This is a genomic window from Pseudomonas sp. NFACC42-2 (assembly GCF_900116055.1).
Classification (GTDB): domain Bacteria; phylum Pseudomonadota; class Gammaproteobacteria; order Pseudomonadales; family Pseudomonadaceae; genus Aquipseudomonas; species Aquipseudomonas marginalis.
This window is the reverse complement of the sequence record NZ_FOZO01000011.1, coordinates 25,103-39,853: the sequence shown is the minus strand read 5'-3', so window position 1 is coordinate 39,853 and position 14,751 is coordinate 25,103. Positions and strand designations below refer to the sequence as shown.

The window sequence follows — 14,751 nt, the reverse complement described above, 5'->3', positions numbered from 1 at the left end:
ATCAGGGTTTACGTAATTTGAACAACATTCCCCAGTTCCACCAACGATTGACATCGGACGAAATTGATCTCTTTGAATTGTTTCACGCGATATGGAAGCAAAAAAAATGGGTCATCGGTTGCACGATCCTGGCAGGCCTCCTGGGAGTAGGTTACGCGTTTCTTGCTCCCAGGGTTTACCAGGTCAGCAGTGTACTGCGGCCAGCGGCGATCAATGAGCTGGATGCCCTCAACCGTTCAGAAGTCTACAAGTTGCCGCCGGGCGACGCGTTGGCCAAGGTCGGCGCACAGTTGGAGTCCTATCATTCGCGGCTGGGCTTTTTCAGGGCCAACCCCGCGCTGTTCGAAGACCTCAAACGGCCGGGGCAAAGCCTGGAGCAGAGCTTTGAAGCGTTCAACAGCAACGCCATCAACCTGGTGATGCCTGATTCGAAGAAGTCCGACGCAGTCAACAACGCTTACCTTCGCCTGGAAATGCAGTACCCCGAGGGGATCGATGGCGCGGCCATTCTCAACGGATTCGTCGACTACGCCATTGCGCAGGAACGCAACCAGATTGGGGCCGACCTCAAGGTGATCGTCAATAACCGCCTCAACGAACTCAAGGGTAGGATCGACGCTGCGCGTAACAACTATGAGAAGGGCAAAGCGTCGAAGATCGCCAGGTTGCTGGAGGCCGATCAAGTCCAACGCGCGCGCTTGCAGGATGAACTCACGGCTTTGCGCTTGCAGATGAAGATGGAGCGCACCAACCGCCTGGCAGAACTGGCCGAGGCGATCTCGATTGCCAGGTCCGTTGGCATCAAGAACCCCACGACCCCCTTATCCATGGGAGGGGATGCGCTGAACGGATCGAACCAGGTGATGCGCACCGTGGTGACTAATCAGAAGGCTCCTTTGTACTTCATGGGTACCGAAGTGCTGGAGGCGGAGCGGGCCGCGCTGCAACAGCGCACCAACGATGATTTCACCAACAGCAGGGTAGCCGAGATCGCCAAGGAACTGCGCATGCTCGACACTAACCGTGAAGTCGAGGTTCTCAACAGCCGTAAAAATGAAGATATGTTTCTGTCGGACGTTGAACCGCTGTGGGCGGAAGAAGCGCGGTTGCGCAGCCTGAATATCGACATGAGCGCGCTGAAACTGGTCACTGTGGATCGTCAGGCACAGGCGTCGCCGAACCCGATAAAGCCAAGGGTGGGCATTATCATCGCGCTGAGCGTAGTGGCTGGCCTGATGCTGGGGATACTCATGGTCCTGATACGGCATTTCGTGCAGGTACGGCGCGCAATCGGGCCGTTTTCGGTATTCGAGGATCGCCAGTTGCCTCATCAATAGGTCGGGCCGAACGCCTCTTGGGCCGTTGCGCGGCCAGCCCGTCGAGGCGTCTGCCACGCACATTCGGTAGACAGGTTTTCACAATTCTTGATTAACTTTTGGTTACAAACTGTGGCTAAATAACTGCCACGGACCACGTATCGGGTCATTACTCAACCGGTCGTGCCAATTGTGTGAATTGTGATTTCAGATGCTGCTATCCATCCTCAGCCGTTGTGGGCGCGCAGGAGCAGCCTGTTTTCTTCTGACATGTGACGAAATCCCTTGAAACTCATCATTGTTGTTCTCTACGTTGCCTCCATTGCGTATGTACACCTGCGTGGTCGGGTGCGGCATAAGCTGGGCCGCCAACTCAGTGATCATTCGACCTTCCTGGCCCCGATCAACTGCTTGCTGTACCTGTGCTCCAGGCTACCCGGTCGCCCCTACCTGTCACCCAGTGACTTTCCTGACTTGAGCCCCCTTGAGGCGCATTGGAAGGAGATTCGCGAGGAGGGCCTGAACCTCATGCACATGGGTGAAATCAAGCGCTCGGACCAGTACAACGATGTAGGTTTCAACTCGTTCTTCAAGTCTGGCTGGAAGCGCTTTTACCTGAAATGGTACGGCGAAAGCCATCCTTCGGCGATGAAGCTGTGCCCGCGTACCACCGAGCTGTTACAGGGCATCGGCTCGATCAAGGCGGCAATGTTCGCCGAGTTGCCACCGGGCTCCAAGCTGGTGCGCCACCGTGACCCCTACGCCGGTTCGTACCGTTATCACTTGGGCCTGGTGACCCCGAATGATCCTGGCTGCTATATCAATGTGGACGGCGAGAACTATTACTGGCGTGACGGTGAGGCAGTGATGTTTGACGAGACCTACATCCACTACGCCGAAAACACCACGCAGCAGAACCGCATCATCCTGTTTTGCGATATCGAGCGGCCGATGAAATATCGCTGGGCTGCCAGGTTCAACCGTTGGTTCAGTCGTAACGTCATGGCCGCTGCAGGCTCGCCCAACGATGCTGGCGACAAGACCGGCGGGCTCAATCGCGCGTTTAACCGGCTGTACAAGATTCGCTTGCGTGGCAAAGAACTGAAAAAACGCAACCGCACACGTTACTACCTGGAAAAATGGGCGATCTTCGCGGCACTGGCACTCATCTTCATACTGATTTGAAGTCGACCCGGGCGTTAGTCACTCCGGTGGCTTTGCGCCCAACTTTTCCCACATTTTTTTATTGATCTTCTGCCGATTGGCGTAGCCGGCCCAAGGATCAACCTTCAGCCCGTGCAAGCGTTGTTGCAGGTTGGCCACCGTCCATTGCTGAGCGCCGCGCAATCCCTTCAATTCCTCGCGACTGACCGGCACCGACACCGGCAGCCCAGGGCGTGCGCGCACCGAATAAGCGGCCACGGTGCTCGCGCCTCGTGCATTGCGCAGGTAATCGATAAAGATCTTGCCTACACGGTTTTTCGGCCCGGAGGTGGCGGTGAAGCGCTCGGGCAGTTGCTCGGTCATGAATTGGGCAATGGCCTTGGCAAAGGCCTTTACGCTGTCCCAGCCATCCCGCCGCGCCAACGGTATGACCAGGTGCAAGCCTTTGCCGCCGCTGGTCTTGACGAAGGCTTCCAACCCCAGCTCGTCGAGTACCGACAAGGTGAGCTGAGCGGCTTCCAGCATGGTTTTCCAGGGCAGCGCCGGGTCCGGGTCAAGGTCCAGCACAAACAGGTCCGGGGTTTCGATCTTGTCCGAGGTGGCGCCCCAGGTATGCAGTTCGAGGGTGCCCATCTGCACGGCCCCAATCAGCGCTTTCGTCGTGTCGATCTCCATCAGGCGCGCATGGCCCGGGTCCAGTGCCGGGTCCAGTTGCTTGATGTTCGGAATCGCCAGGCGCTCCGAGTGCTTCTGGAAGAACTGCTCGCCCTCGATGCCTTCCGGAGCTCTGAGCAGGGACACGGGGCGATGGCGCAGGAAGGGTAGGATCCATTCGCTGATGCCTTCGTAGAACTGCGCCAATTGCTGTTTCTGCGTGCCGCTTTGCGGGTCGATGATGCGGTCGGGGTGCGTGATCGTCACCCCGCTGGCCTTGCGGGCCGCCGGTGCTTTCAGGGTTTTGGCCGCGCGGGGCTGCTCCTGAATGATCTGCGCGGCGGGTTTGTCCGTGCGCAACCCCACAAACGCTGCCTGGCGTACCACGCCCTCTCGGGTCCATTGGGCAAACTGCACCTCGCCCACCAGTGTCGGCTCCACCCAATGCACGCCGCGCGCCTGGGCGCCGGTAAGCGGTTTTGCCAGGGGCGACGCCGTGCGTTCCAAAGGCTTGAGGCGGGCATGGATATTTTTCAGTGAGGCCTGGTCGAACCCGGTGCCCACGCGCCCGGCATAGACCAACGCGCCATCGGCATGGACGGCCAGCAGCAGCGCACCAAAACCGCTGCGTGAGCCCTGGGGGCGTGTGTAGCCGACGATCACGAACTCCTGGCGCAGGCGGCATTTGAGTTTGATCCAGTCGGTACTTCGACTGGAGACGTAGGGGCTGCCCTTACGCTTGCCGATCACGCCTTCCAACGCCAGCTCGCATGCGCTTTCGACGATATCGCGCTGGTTGGCGGCAAATGCTTCGGAAAAACGCAGCAGCTTGCTGCGGCTGCCGGACAAGGCGTCTTTGAGCGCGGCGCGACGTTCCTCCAGTGGCGCCTGGCGCTGATCGCTGCCGTTTAAAAACGGCGCGTCGAACAGGTAGTAGACGATGTCCAGGCTGCGGCCGATATCAAAGGCATTTTGCAGCGCCTGGAAGTCCGGCAGGCCGTCGTCATTGAGGCTGACCATCTCGCCATCGAGCCAGCTGTCCTTGAGCTTCAGGGCCTGCAGGGCCTTGACCTGGCGTGGCAGGCGCTCGGTCCAGTCATGGCCATTGCGGGTAAACAGGCGTACCTCGCCGTCGCGGATGCAGGCGAGCATGCGGTAACCATCGAACTTGATCTCGTAGTGCCAGTCGCCTTCGGGCGCGCGGTCTACCAGGGTTGCCAGTTGCGGGGCGAATTGTTCGGGGAGGGCGGTTGCCCGCTTCTGTGGTTTGGCGCGAGGCTTGGCCTTGGGTTCGCCGACCGAGGCGTCACTGAGGACACTCTTTGGCTGGGCCTGGACGATATCGTATTCGGTGGCGGGGCGGGCCTGCTGGTCTTTTTCCTTGATCAGCAGCCACTGCTCCTTGTCGCCGCTGCCCTTGAGGCGCGTACGTACCAGCGCCCAGTCACCGGAGAGCTTTTCACCGACCAGGGTAAATTTGAGTTTGCCGGCGGCGTAGGCCTTGTGCGGGTCGTCATGGGGTTGCCAGATGCCGCGGTCCCACACGATCACATCGCCGGCGCCGTACTGGCCGGCCGGGATGCTGCCCTCGAAACCGCCATAGCTGAGGGGATGATCTTCAACGTGCACGGCCAGGCGTTTCTGGCTCGGGTCCAGGCTCGGCCCCTTGGGCACTGCCCAACTGAGCAGCACCCCGTCAAGCTCCAGACGGAAGTCATAGTGCAGGTTGCGCGCGTCGTGCTTCTGGATCACGAAGCTCAGGGCCGATGCCTTGGGCTTACGACCCGGTGCGCGGCCTGATGGCTCGGCGGTGACCTCGAAATCGCGTTTACGGTTGTATTCGCTCAGGGGCTTGGCCATGTGGTTCTCCCGCATAGGGCAGGCTCAAGAGGCCTTTTTGGTGGATTTTTTCGCGGCCGGTTTTTTCGTCGCCGGCTTGCCCGCCAGGCTGCGCTTGAGCAGCTCGGTCAAATCGATCACATCGGCGGACTTGCGCTCGTCGCTGCCTTCCTGGGATTCGACGTCTTCGATCTTGCCGGCCTTGGCTTTCTTCGCCACCAGCGCCATGATTTTTTCCTGGAAACTGTCGCGATAGCTCTCGGGCTGCCAGTCTGCGCTCATGTCTTCCACCAGACGCTTGGCCATGTCCAGTTCGCCCTTGGCCAGGCTGGGTTTGGTCACATCGCTGGGCAGTTCCAATTCATCCAGGCTGCGCACTTCAGCCGGCCAGCGCAGCATCACCAGCACCAGCGCCGACTCCAGGGGCATTAGTGCCGCCAGATGTTGCTTGGTGTGCAACACCACATTGGCCAGGGCGACCTTGCGGGTTTTCTTCAAGGTTTCGCGCAACAGTGCGTAGACCTTGCCACCGCGTTTATCCGGAGCCAGGAAGTAGGGCGTGTCGATGTTCTGCAACGGAATCTGGTCGCTGGCGACGAACGCGATGATCTCGATAGTCTGGGTCGACTTGGGGTGGGCCGAGCGGATCTCGTCTTCGCTGAGTACCACATAGCGGCCTTTCTCAAACGCCACGCCCTTGACGATATTCTCCTTGGAGACCTCCTTGCCGGTGGTCTTGTTGATGCGTTTGTAGCCCACCGGGTCCATGCTGCGCTTGTCCAGCCAGTCGAAATCCACGCCCTGGGCGGACGTGGCCGAGACCAGCGATACCGGAATATGAACCAGGCCGAAACTGATGGCGCCTTTCCAAATTGCCCGTGGCATACGTGCGATTCCTTAACAAGAAGCTGTGTTCTGGTGACTCGAAGGCTGCGTGAAAAGTTTCCCCGGGCAGATGCGCGGACAGATCGTGTTACACCTGATGAGAAACTATTTAGTTACGAAAGCCGAACCCAGGGCGTAGCGTGGTATCGAAAGCACGTACTCCTCGCCCCCAGAGAGGCTTTGTCATGAACAGCTGTGTGCGTCATCTCGCGGTGCTGGTGTTGGGCCTGGCACTTGGGCCAGTTGCCCTCGCGCAAAACCTGCCCGGTAGAAGCGATTCCAATACCGGCCCGATCCACCGGGCCAATCCCAACAGCATGCAGGGCACCCAGCCCAATACACCGGCGGTGCGTGGTATTCAGACCGTGCCGACGCCGCGCGCACCGACCCTGGAAAACGGTGGTATCGGCAATCGCTACCCGCAACGCGATGCGGCCCCCAGCCGTCCAGCCACCGACGCCAAAGCCCCCACCTATGATGCCAACGGCAATCGCCGGTAAGGACGCTGTCTTATGTTGATACGCAAAACCCTGCTCGCCACCCTGTGCGCCACCACGCTGCTTGCGCAGACGGCCGTTTATGCCGCCGACGGGCAGCAGTTCCCCAGTGAACAAGGCAGCATCACCGCGACCCCGATCGCCAAAGGCCTCGACCACCCGTGGGCCGTGGCGTTCCTACCCGACCAGCAAGGGTTCCTGGTGACCGAGCGTCCGGGGCGCCTGCGCTTTGTCAGTCCGGACGGCAAGCTGTCTGCGCCGTTGACCGGCGTGCCCGAGGTGTGGGCCAAGGGGCAGGGCGGTTTGCTCGATGTGGTGCTGTCGCCGGACTTCAAGCAGGACCGCATGGTCTACCTGACGTACGCCGAAGGCGGTGGCAAGGGCGGTACGGCCGGCACCGCAGTGGGGCGCGGGCGCCTGGCGCCGGACCTGAGTGGCTTGACCGATTTCAACGTGATCCTGCGCCAGGAGCCGAAACTCTCCACCGGCAACCACTTCGGCTCGCGCCTGGCCTTCGACCGCGATGGCTACCTGTTCGTGACCCTGGGGGAAAACAACGACCGTCCGACCGCCCAGGACCTGGACAAGCTGCAGGGCAAAGTCGTACGGATCTACCCGGATGGCCGCGTGCCCGATGACAACCCGTTTGTCGGTCAAGCCGGGGTACGTCCCGAGATCTGGTCCTACGGCCAGCGCAATCCCCAAGGGCTGGCGCTGAACCCATGGAGTGGCACGCTCTGGGAAAACGAACACGGGCCGCGCGGCGGTGATGAAATCAACATTATCGAGCGCGGCAAGAACTACGGCTGGCCGTTGGCGACTCACGGCATCAACTATTCGCTGACACCGATTCCCGAGGCCAAGGGCAAGACCGCAGAAGGCACCGTGGCGCCCCACCATGTGTGGGAGAAATCACCGGCTATCAGTGGCATGGCCTTCTACGACGCCGACCGGTTCAAGGCGTGGCAGCACAACGTGTTCATCGGTGCGCTGGCCAGCCAGGAACTGATTCGTCTGCAGTTCGATGGCGACAAGATCATCCATGAGGAGCGCTTGCTGGGCGGCTTGAAGGCACGTATTCGCGATGTGCGGCAGGGGCCGGATGGCTTTCTGTATGTGCTGACGGATGAGGACGATGGCGTGCTGTATCGAGTGGGCCTCAATCAGGATTGAGCAATGAGCCGCAAGCTTGAAGTTTCAAGCTTGCGGCTTCAGTCAAAGCCCGAGTTCGGACAACCCCGGATGATCATCCGGGCGCCGTCCCAGCGGCCAGTGGAACTTGCGTTCGCTCTCCTTGATCGGCAGGTCGTTGATGCAGGCAAAACGATTGGCCATCAGGCCATTCTCGTCGAACTCCCAGTTCTCATTGCCATAGGAGCGGAACCAGTTACCCGAGTCGTCGTGCCATTCGTAGGCATAGCGCACGGCGATGCGGTTGCCGGTAAAGGCCCATAGCTCCTTGATCAGCCGATAATCCAGCTCCCTGGCCCATTTGCGCGTGAGAAAGCCCTTGGCCTCTTCGCGGTCATGGGCGAATTCGGCACGGTTACGCCATTGCGTGTCCAGGGTATAAGCCAGCGATACCCGGTGCGGGTCGCGGGAATTCCAGCCGTCTTCGGCCAGGCGCACTTTTTCAATTGCCGATTCACGGGTAAAGGGCGGCAAGGGCGGACGTGTTTCTGCGGTAGATGACATCAGGCGGCTCCTCAAAACCATACAGCGTTATCGAAAGTTGCCAGGCGGGTGCGTTCACAGTCCCAATAACGTTCGCGCCATGCATTGCGCATTATCGGCAGCTGTTGAATCACCCATGACCAGGGCAACGGTAATGGCGCCATCGATCAGGATCAGCAGTTGCGCGGCCTGCCGTTCGGGGTCGGGGGTACCATGTGCTTGGCACAGTTCGAGTGCGTACTCGAACAGTTTCTGTTTATGGGCCTTGGCCAGCAGGCGGACCGGGTCGTGCGGGTCGCCGGTTTCACCACTGGTGTTGATAAAGGCGCAGCCGCGAAAATCCGCCGAGCCAAACCAGGCCTTGAGCGCGTCGAACAGCGCGAGCAAGCGTGCGCCGCTGCCATCGACGTGCTCCACTTCGGCGCGCAGCCAGTGCATCCAGCGCTCGTCACGGCGCTGCAGGGCCGCGATCACCAGCTCATCTTTATTGGCGAAGTAACGGTAAATACTTTTTCGCGAGACGCCGGCGGTTTTCACCAGGAAGTCCATGCCGGTGGCGGCGATGCCGTGGCGATAGATCAACTTCTCGGTGACGTCGAGGATAATGTCGCGTGTTTCGTTATGGGTCATATCGTTCATGGCTGCAAAAGTAGAACGATCGTTCTTCTTGGTCAAGATAAATTTTACTCTCTGCCACTGCGAGACCTGAGCACCCCCATGGTGTAAGCTCGGGGCCTCTTCGGATTCGACCCATTGCGAGCCTTATGCCGTCGTTCTTCAAACGCTCCCTGTTGCCCAAACTGCGCGGTTTTCCCCTGACACCCGACGCCATTGACGTGCTGTCCGGCGCTGACGCTTTCCGTCGCTGCCTGCTGGAGAACATCGCCACGGCCACCCGCCGCATCTACATCGTCGCGTTGTACCTGCAGCAGGACGAGGCAGGGCAGGAGATCTACGACGCCCTGCACGCCGCCAAGGCCGCACGGCCGGAGCTGGACATCGTGGTGGTGGTCGACTGGCTGCGCGCCCAGCGCGGGCTGATCGGCGCCGGCAAGCAACCGGGCAACAGCGCCTGGTACCAGGCCATGACGCAGCGCCATGCCAGTGAAGTGCCGGTGTACGGCGTACCGGTGCAAACCCGCGAGCTGTTCGGCGTGCTGCACCTCAAGGGCTTCGTGATCGATGACAGCGTGTTGTACAGCGGTGCCAGCCTGAACAACGTGTACCTGCACAAGTTCGATAAATACCGCTTCGACCGTTACCACCTGATCCACAGCCAGCCCCTGGCGGATTCCATGCAGCATTTGGTGGAACACGGCCTGGTGGCCTCCAAGGCCGTGCACCGCCTCGACTTGCCCAACCCGCCGACCACCCGCAGCCTGCGCAACGACATCGGCGACCTGCGCAGCCGTCTCAAGCATGCGGCCTACGACACCACGGCAGGGCAGTTGCCCAACGGCCACCTGTCTGTCAGCCCGTTGCTCGGCGTGGGCAAGAACAACCCGTTGAACCGCGTGATCCTCGAACTGATCGCCAGCGCCCAGCACCAACTGACCATCTGTACGCCGTACTTCAACCTGCCGCTGCCGGTGACCCGGGAGATCAACCGCGCCCTGGCGCGTGGGGTGAAGGTCGACATCATCGTCGGCGACAAGACCGCCAACGATTTCTACATCCCGCCCAGCGAACCCTTCAAGGTGATCTCGGCACTGCCGTACCTGTATGAAATCAGCCTGCGCCGCTTTGCCAAGCGTCATCAACCGGTGATCGACAGCGGCCAGTTGAACCTGCACCTGTGGCGCGACGGCGACAACACCTACCACCTCAAGGGCATGTGGGTCGATCAGCGCTACACCTTGCTCACCGGCAACAACCTCAACCCACGGGCGTTTCGTCTCGACCTGGAAAACGCCTTGCTCGTCGATGACCCCCAAGGCCAGTGGCTGGAGCCGCGACGCACGGAGCTGGCGCAGATCTTCCAGCACACCACGCGGATCGAGCGTTACCAGGACTTGCAAACCCTGGTGGATTATCCGCAGGCGGTGGGCAAGTTCCTGCGCCGCGTCAGCCGGGTGAGGATTGAGCGATTGCTGTACCGAATCCTTTAAGCCGCCTTGTGAAATCATCAGCAATGCAATCGTAGAGGGTATCGGACAGTTCCTATATCCAGCCTGGGATAAGCGTCTTTAGATTGCCTCTCACCGTTCACGGATGGACGGATCCATTCTTAATGGACTCATCCGAGAGAGCGATGACTATGTTGATGCTACTGCCTCACAGCCGCCCATCCGTTCCGGAGTTTCCCACCCCACCCAGCGCTGTGCCTGCTGCGCCTGATCCCATACCGACTCAACCACCCACCCTGCGCAGGCGGCGATCCACTGCCGATGCAACGCCGGCCGCGCCTGGCCCGTGGACGCAACTGCCTCCCCGGGATCAGGCGCGCACTGCCGCCGCCGACGCTCAGTTGGCTGAGCGCGTTGCCGCCGCTGAAAGCAGCGGCTACACGATGGTCGAGGTGCCGCCGGACAGCCGTCCGGGCCTGGCAACGCGCTTGTACCAACACCTGCTGAACCGGCCGGCGTTGCAACAGTGGATTGCCGAGCAGCGCCTTGAACCTGCGACCCTGACCTTTCACCGCGATCATATCGAGGGCTACGCCAACCATAATGGTGTACGCAGCGCCGTCAGATTCAGCCTGACCGATAACTCCGGCTGGAACGAAGTGTCCCGCACCCTGAGGCCGATTCGAGAACTGCTGGACCCCTCGGACCAGGGGGTGCCTTTTATCGGGCCAGGCGACGCATTGTGGCTGCCGTGCCAAGTGGCCGGCCAGATCTCTGCCGGCAACCTTGAGCAGACCTGGCAAGTGATCAGCGAACTGGAGGAGCGCCTTGCCCTGGCCGATCGCCTTGAAGCAGAACTTGAAGATCTGCCGGACACTGCGCGTACGGACTGGTCGGGTCATGAGACCGAGCTTTCACCGGCATCGCCATTGCCCCGGCATAGCCAGGCTGCGATGGAGCGTTTGCAGCGGTTTGTCACGTGCCCGCAAATGGTTCGCCTGCTGGAGCAGGAGGGCTTCGCCTGGGCCGGTGCGCCATTCAGGGTGTCTGAAGGCAGGCTTGAGCGCCTGAGTCCGGTAGGCGGTTGGGTGAATCTGACCCGCTATGTGGAAGCCGTCCCGGAACTGAACGATGAGCTCGTGGCACTGGCGGCGCTCAGCGTGCCGTTGGGCAACGCCCTGTACTCGACGCCACGCTACGACATGCGCCAGCTCCTGGACTTCAAGGGCTTGGGCTCGGCGCGTACTGTGGGTGAAACGCGCAACCTGGTTGCCTGGTTGCGCACTGCCTTGCCAACGCCGCCGCCATTGGGAGACTACGGCGCGCTGTTGAGCCAGGACTGGAAGCCGGGCACCTTGACCGCAGACGATCAAAAGCACATGGGTACCATGGCCGACATCCGCCTGCGCGGTCCCCTGGCTCGTGGGTTCAGCGCATTGTCCGGGGTCACATTGCAGGCGTTGCAGGCCGACCCGCAGGCTCACCTGGACAGGCTGCTGGACAGCCCGGATGCCTTGGCGTTCGGCGAGCAAATGGCTGGCGCGCTGCGCTGGCAGGTGGGCCAAGGCGATACCTCGACGCTGCCCAGGACGCTGCTCCAGCAACTGGTAACCGCCGCGATCAAGCTGCACGTCGATCCCTCGATGTCCGATAAGCCCGGGGAAGTGGCTGGCTATTCGATCTACCAGCCAACGAACATGGGGCGCTCGTTCAGTCAGGTACGCCGTGATATCGAGCGCCACCTTCAGCACAACAAAGGCCTGGAACCCAAGCTGGCGGTGTTGGCTGCCCACGTGTGCCTGGCGCAGGCGGCGCCGGAAATGCTCGTGCGCGATGTGCCCGAGTCCGTGAGTATCGGCACGCCGGCCTGGATGGAGCTGCGCCTGGGCTGCGCATTGGCCGATCACAATGCGCCAGGGACGTCGAGGATGATGAATGAACAGCAGGTCACCGACTTGACCACCCTGGAACCCGTCAGTGACGCGCAGGCGACGCTGATGCAACTCAATGCTTTGAAAGTCATCGCGGATTGGGGGGTGTTGAACGGCTGTATCAGGCAGCGCAGTGACGGTGAATACTCGCCGGGGGATATCCAGGAGGCTGCGCGGGTATTTTTCCGCCAGCGCGAAGACGTCGCCACCGCCTTCACGGCTGCGGGCAGCGAACTGCCGACGCGCAAGGCGCTGGCGATCAAGGAATTGCTGCGCGTGTTCCCTGGTATCACCCAGGCCGAACTGGAAGGCATGACCGTGCATGTGGCCAGTGCAGAAGATCGTCGCAACCTGCCGATCTCGGAACCGCGCACCCGCTCGTTGGTGGAGACCTATATGACCGGCGACCTGGTACCGGGCAAGTGGGTGCTCAGTGACGACATGCCTGCTTTCCCCGCGGCGGCGAAAACGCCTTACCAGCACGCGCGGGCACCCCAGGTAACCGAGGCGGCGCGGGCCAGGCTCGATACACGTATTCGCCGTCTGCCCGAGCTGGATAAGTTGCTGGAAAACTCGGTGCTCCAGCACCGGAAAAAGCTCCAGGACGCGTACGCCACCAAGCTTAAGCTGATGTTTGCCGAGTTGCCTCTGGAGGATCGCAAATTGCTGGAACTGGGCAAGGTCGAACTTTTCACCTTGCGCCGGGAAACCGGGGAGATCCAGGCCAAGGAGACCGACGCACTCAAAGACGCCAGCAGGGCGCGCCACGGTACCCTGATGCGCGTTGAGCATGGACCCACGGTCGTGCATTTCGAGGTGTTCGCCAACGGCAAGATCATCAAGCGTACGGATCTACCCGACGCGATGGAACTCGACGGCGTCATTCGCCGCGAGGGTTTTCCATCACCCCATGGCTCGGTCTATTTACCGGTGGTGCGCGGCGCGCAGATGAACCTTGATTTGGACGCCTATGCCAACGGTTCCCGCCCTGATCCCAACCCAGCGTTCCAGGCGGTGATCGTGTCGGCGTTGGGCGGCGCATTTGCTGCGCGAGAATTACCGCCCAGCCATACGCCGGAATCGTTCGTCCCCGATACCTACAGCTCGCGAAAAACAGCGAGCATCGTCAACAGGATCGCCCAGGACAACTTTTACGAGCCCGCCGAAAGCATGTTGCAACGCGCAAGCGAGTCACTGCCGCTGGAGAAGCACCGTGAAGCGCGGGCACGCGATCATGCCTTTCTATTGGGGTTCGTGCCGTTCGTGGGGGCGTATCAGGAGTTCAAACAAGGCAATATCAGCGCAGGTCTGGCCAACCTGACACTGGATGTAGTCGGCGTGGCCATTGGTGCGGGTAGCCAGGCCCGGGCGCTGATCCGCTCGGCCAGGGCCCTGGTGCCCAGCCGCCTGACCCAGCTTATTACACGACTCAAGCCATCGGCGATTGCAGTGCCCCAGGTGAAAGCTGGAGCGAGTTTCAGCGATCGAGCATTTGACTTCATCAAGCAGTCCGGTTTGTTTACCAGTGCGGCGCTGAACCCGCTGGATGGTTACCCGCAGATGATCAATGCCGCGACCAAGGGGCTGGTAAAACTGCCGGCGTTGCTGGCAGGGGGCGCAATGAAGTGGGGCAAGGCGGTTCCACATCTGGTGACCGCCGAGGAGAAGTTGCGTGCGTATCTGCTGATTGCAGCCGGGCAGGCGAGCGGCGCGGAGGCGCCCGTGGTGACACCGACAGCGGGCAAGGCGGGGCGTTATCGGGAGGTCGACGTGCACGCCACGCCATACAACGGCCGCTGGTATGCGATTGACCCGCGCAGCGGCGCGCCTTTTGGCACGCCACTGAACGGCTTCCAACCAACCCGTTGAGCCGACGACCTCCCGCGTCAGGCGCGGGAGGTCGTATCAGTTCAGGCCCAGCTTGCCGCGCAGGGTCGACAGGTCTTCGGCCAGGGTGTTGACCGGACCCACCAGCGCCTTGCGGTCGTTTTCCTTGACCTTGTCGTAGGTCTGGAAGCCGCCGTCCTTGGTCTTGTACTTGGCCAGGATCTTGTCCACGCTGGCGAAGTTCTTGTCGACCTTGGCCAGGAAGGCCTTGTCCTGTTTCTCGATCTGGCCACGGAACAGGTCGACGATTTTCTTCGCGCCGTCGATGTTGCCCTGGAAGTCATACAGGTCGGTGTGGCTGTAGCGGTCTTCTTCACCGGAGATCTTGGTGGCGGCGACTTCTTCCAGCAACGCTGCGGCACCGCCGACAACTTTCTCCGGCGGGAAAGTCAGGCCATCGACACGGGTTTTCAGGTCGTTGACGTCGGTGTTGAGCTTGGCCGTCAGGGCTTCCAGGCCCTTGGTCGAGTTCTGCGAGAACAGCGCGTATTCGATGCGGTGGAAACCGGTGAAGTCTTCGGCGGTCACGCCTTTTTCGTGGTCATCGACACGGGAGTCGATCGAGGCGTCGAGGTCGCTGAACAGCTCGGCGATCGGTTCGATGGACTCATAGTGCACGCGGGTCGGCGCGTAGAGCTTCTTGGCGGTGGCCAGGTCGCCTTGGTTGATGGCGTCGGTGAACGCCTGGGTCTGGGTGACCAACTCGCCGATTTCTTCGGTGACGTAGATCTTGTAGTCCGACACCGGGCCTACCAGGTCCAACGGCGCGGTAGCGGCAAACGCTGCCAGCGGCGAAAGGGTCATTAACAACGACAACGCGATAGTCGACTTCTTCATG

Annotated in this window: 11 protein-coding genes; 6 read left to right on the top strand and 5 right to left on the bottom strand. The window is 61.0% G+C overall.

All coding sequences use genetic code 11. From position 1 onward, the window contains the following. The first annotated feature begins 17 nt into the window (after positions 1 to 17). Both BM416_RS19495 and lpxO read left to right on the top strand, forming a co-directional pair. Positions 18 to 1,337, top strand: coding sequence for a Wzz/FepE/Etk N-terminal domain-containing protein (locus BM416_RS19495; RefSeq protein ID WP_092489115.1), 1,320 nt, complete (start codon positions 18 to 20; stop codon positions 1,335 to 1,337). Between the two features lie 264 nt (positions 1,338 to 1,601). Continuing rightward, positions 1,602 to 2,501 carry a lipid A hydroxylase LpxO gene (gene lpxO / locus BM416_RS19490; protein ID WP_092489114.1) on the top strand — a complete coding sequence of 300 codons (900 nt, stop codon included), beginning with the start codon at positions 1,602 to 1,604 and terminating at the stop codon, positions 2,499 to 2,501. An 18-nt stretch (positions 2,502 to 2,519) separates the two neighbouring features. On the opposite strand, the gene ligD is transcribed toward lpxO, so the two are convergent. Together ligD and BM416_RS19480 are read right to left on the bottom strand one after the other, a co-directional pair. Next, positions 2,520 to 4,994 carry a DNA ligase D gene (gene ligD / locus BM416_RS19485; RefSeq protein WP_092489235.1) on the bottom strand — a complete coding sequence of 825 codons (2,475 nt, stop codon included), beginning with the start codon at positions 4,992 to 4,994 and terminating at the stop codon, positions 2,520 to 2,522. Between the two features lie 24 nt (positions 4,995 to 5,018). Further along, positions 5,019 to 5,858 (bottom strand): non-homologous end joining protein Ku, encoded by an 840-nt coding sequence (locus BM416_RS19480; RefSeq protein ID WP_092489113.1) that lies wholly within the window; start codon positions 5,856 to 5,858, stop codon positions 5,019 to 5,021. A gap of 185 nt (positions 5,859 to 6,043) precedes the next feature. Here BM416_RS19480 and BM416_RS19475 point away from each other — a divergent pair, with 185 nt between their 5' ends. Further along, positions 6,044 to 6,358 carry a hypothetical protein gene (locus tag BM416_RS19475; protein WP_092489112.1) on the top strand — a complete coding sequence of 105 codons (315 nt, stop codon included), beginning with the start codon at positions 6,044 to 6,046 and terminating at the stop codon, positions 6,356 to 6,358. A 12-nt stretch (positions 6,359 to 6,370) separates the two neighbouring features. Then, positions 6,371 to 7,528 carry a PQQ-dependent sugar dehydrogenase gene (locus tag BM416_RS19470; protein ID WP_092489111.1) on the top strand — a complete coding sequence of 386 codons (1,158 nt, stop codon included), beginning with the start codon at positions 6,371 to 6,373 and terminating at the stop codon, positions 7,526 to 7,528. Positions 7,529 to 7,570: 42 nt separating this feature from the next. Here the strand turns inward: BM416_RS19470 and BM416_RS19465 are convergent, their stop codons facing one another. Together BM416_RS19465 and BM416_RS19460 are read right to left on the bottom strand one after the other, a co-directional pair. After that, positions 7,571 to 8,050 carry a nuclear transport factor 2 family protein gene (locus tag BM416_RS19465; protein ID WP_092489110.1) on the bottom strand — a complete coding sequence of 160 codons (480 nt, stop codon included), beginning with the start codon at positions 8,048 to 8,050 and terminating at the stop codon, positions 7,571 to 7,573. A gap of 54 nt (positions 8,051 to 8,104) precedes the next feature. Further along, the gene (locus tag BM416_RS19460; protein ID WP_092489109.1) at positions 8,105 to 8,668 is read right to left on the bottom strand and encodes a TetR/AcrR family transcriptional regulator; all 564 of its coding nucleotides are present in this window, start codon (positions 8,666 to 8,668) and stop codon (positions 8,105 to 8,107) included. A gap of 125 nt (positions 8,669 to 8,793) precedes the next feature. Here BM416_RS19460 and pssA point away from each other — a divergent pair, with 125 nt between their 5' ends. Both pssA and BM416_RS19450 read left to right on the top strand, forming a co-directional pair. Then, entirely contained in the window at positions 8,794 to 10,137 is a 1,344-nt protein-coding gene (gene pssA / locus BM416_RS19455) for a CDP-diacylglycerol--serine O-phosphatidyltransferase (RefSeq protein WP_092359446.1), read from the top strand. Positions 10,138 to 10,292: 155 nt separating this feature from the next. Then, a complete protein-coding gene (locus tag BM416_RS19450) occupies positions 10,293 to 13,895 on the top strand; it encodes a hypothetical protein (RefSeq protein WP_139237764.1) in 3,603 nt (1,200 codons plus the stop codon). 36 nt (positions 13,896 to 13,931) lie between these two features. On the opposite strand, the gene efeO is transcribed toward BM416_RS19450, so the two are convergent. Then, positions 13,932 to 14,750, bottom strand: a complete 819-nt coding sequence (efeO, locus tag BM416_RS19445; protein ID WP_092489107.1) for an iron uptake system protein EfeO — start codon at positions 14,748 to 14,750, stop codon at positions 13,932 to 13,934. Between the last annotated feature and the right edge of the window lies 1 nt (position 14,751).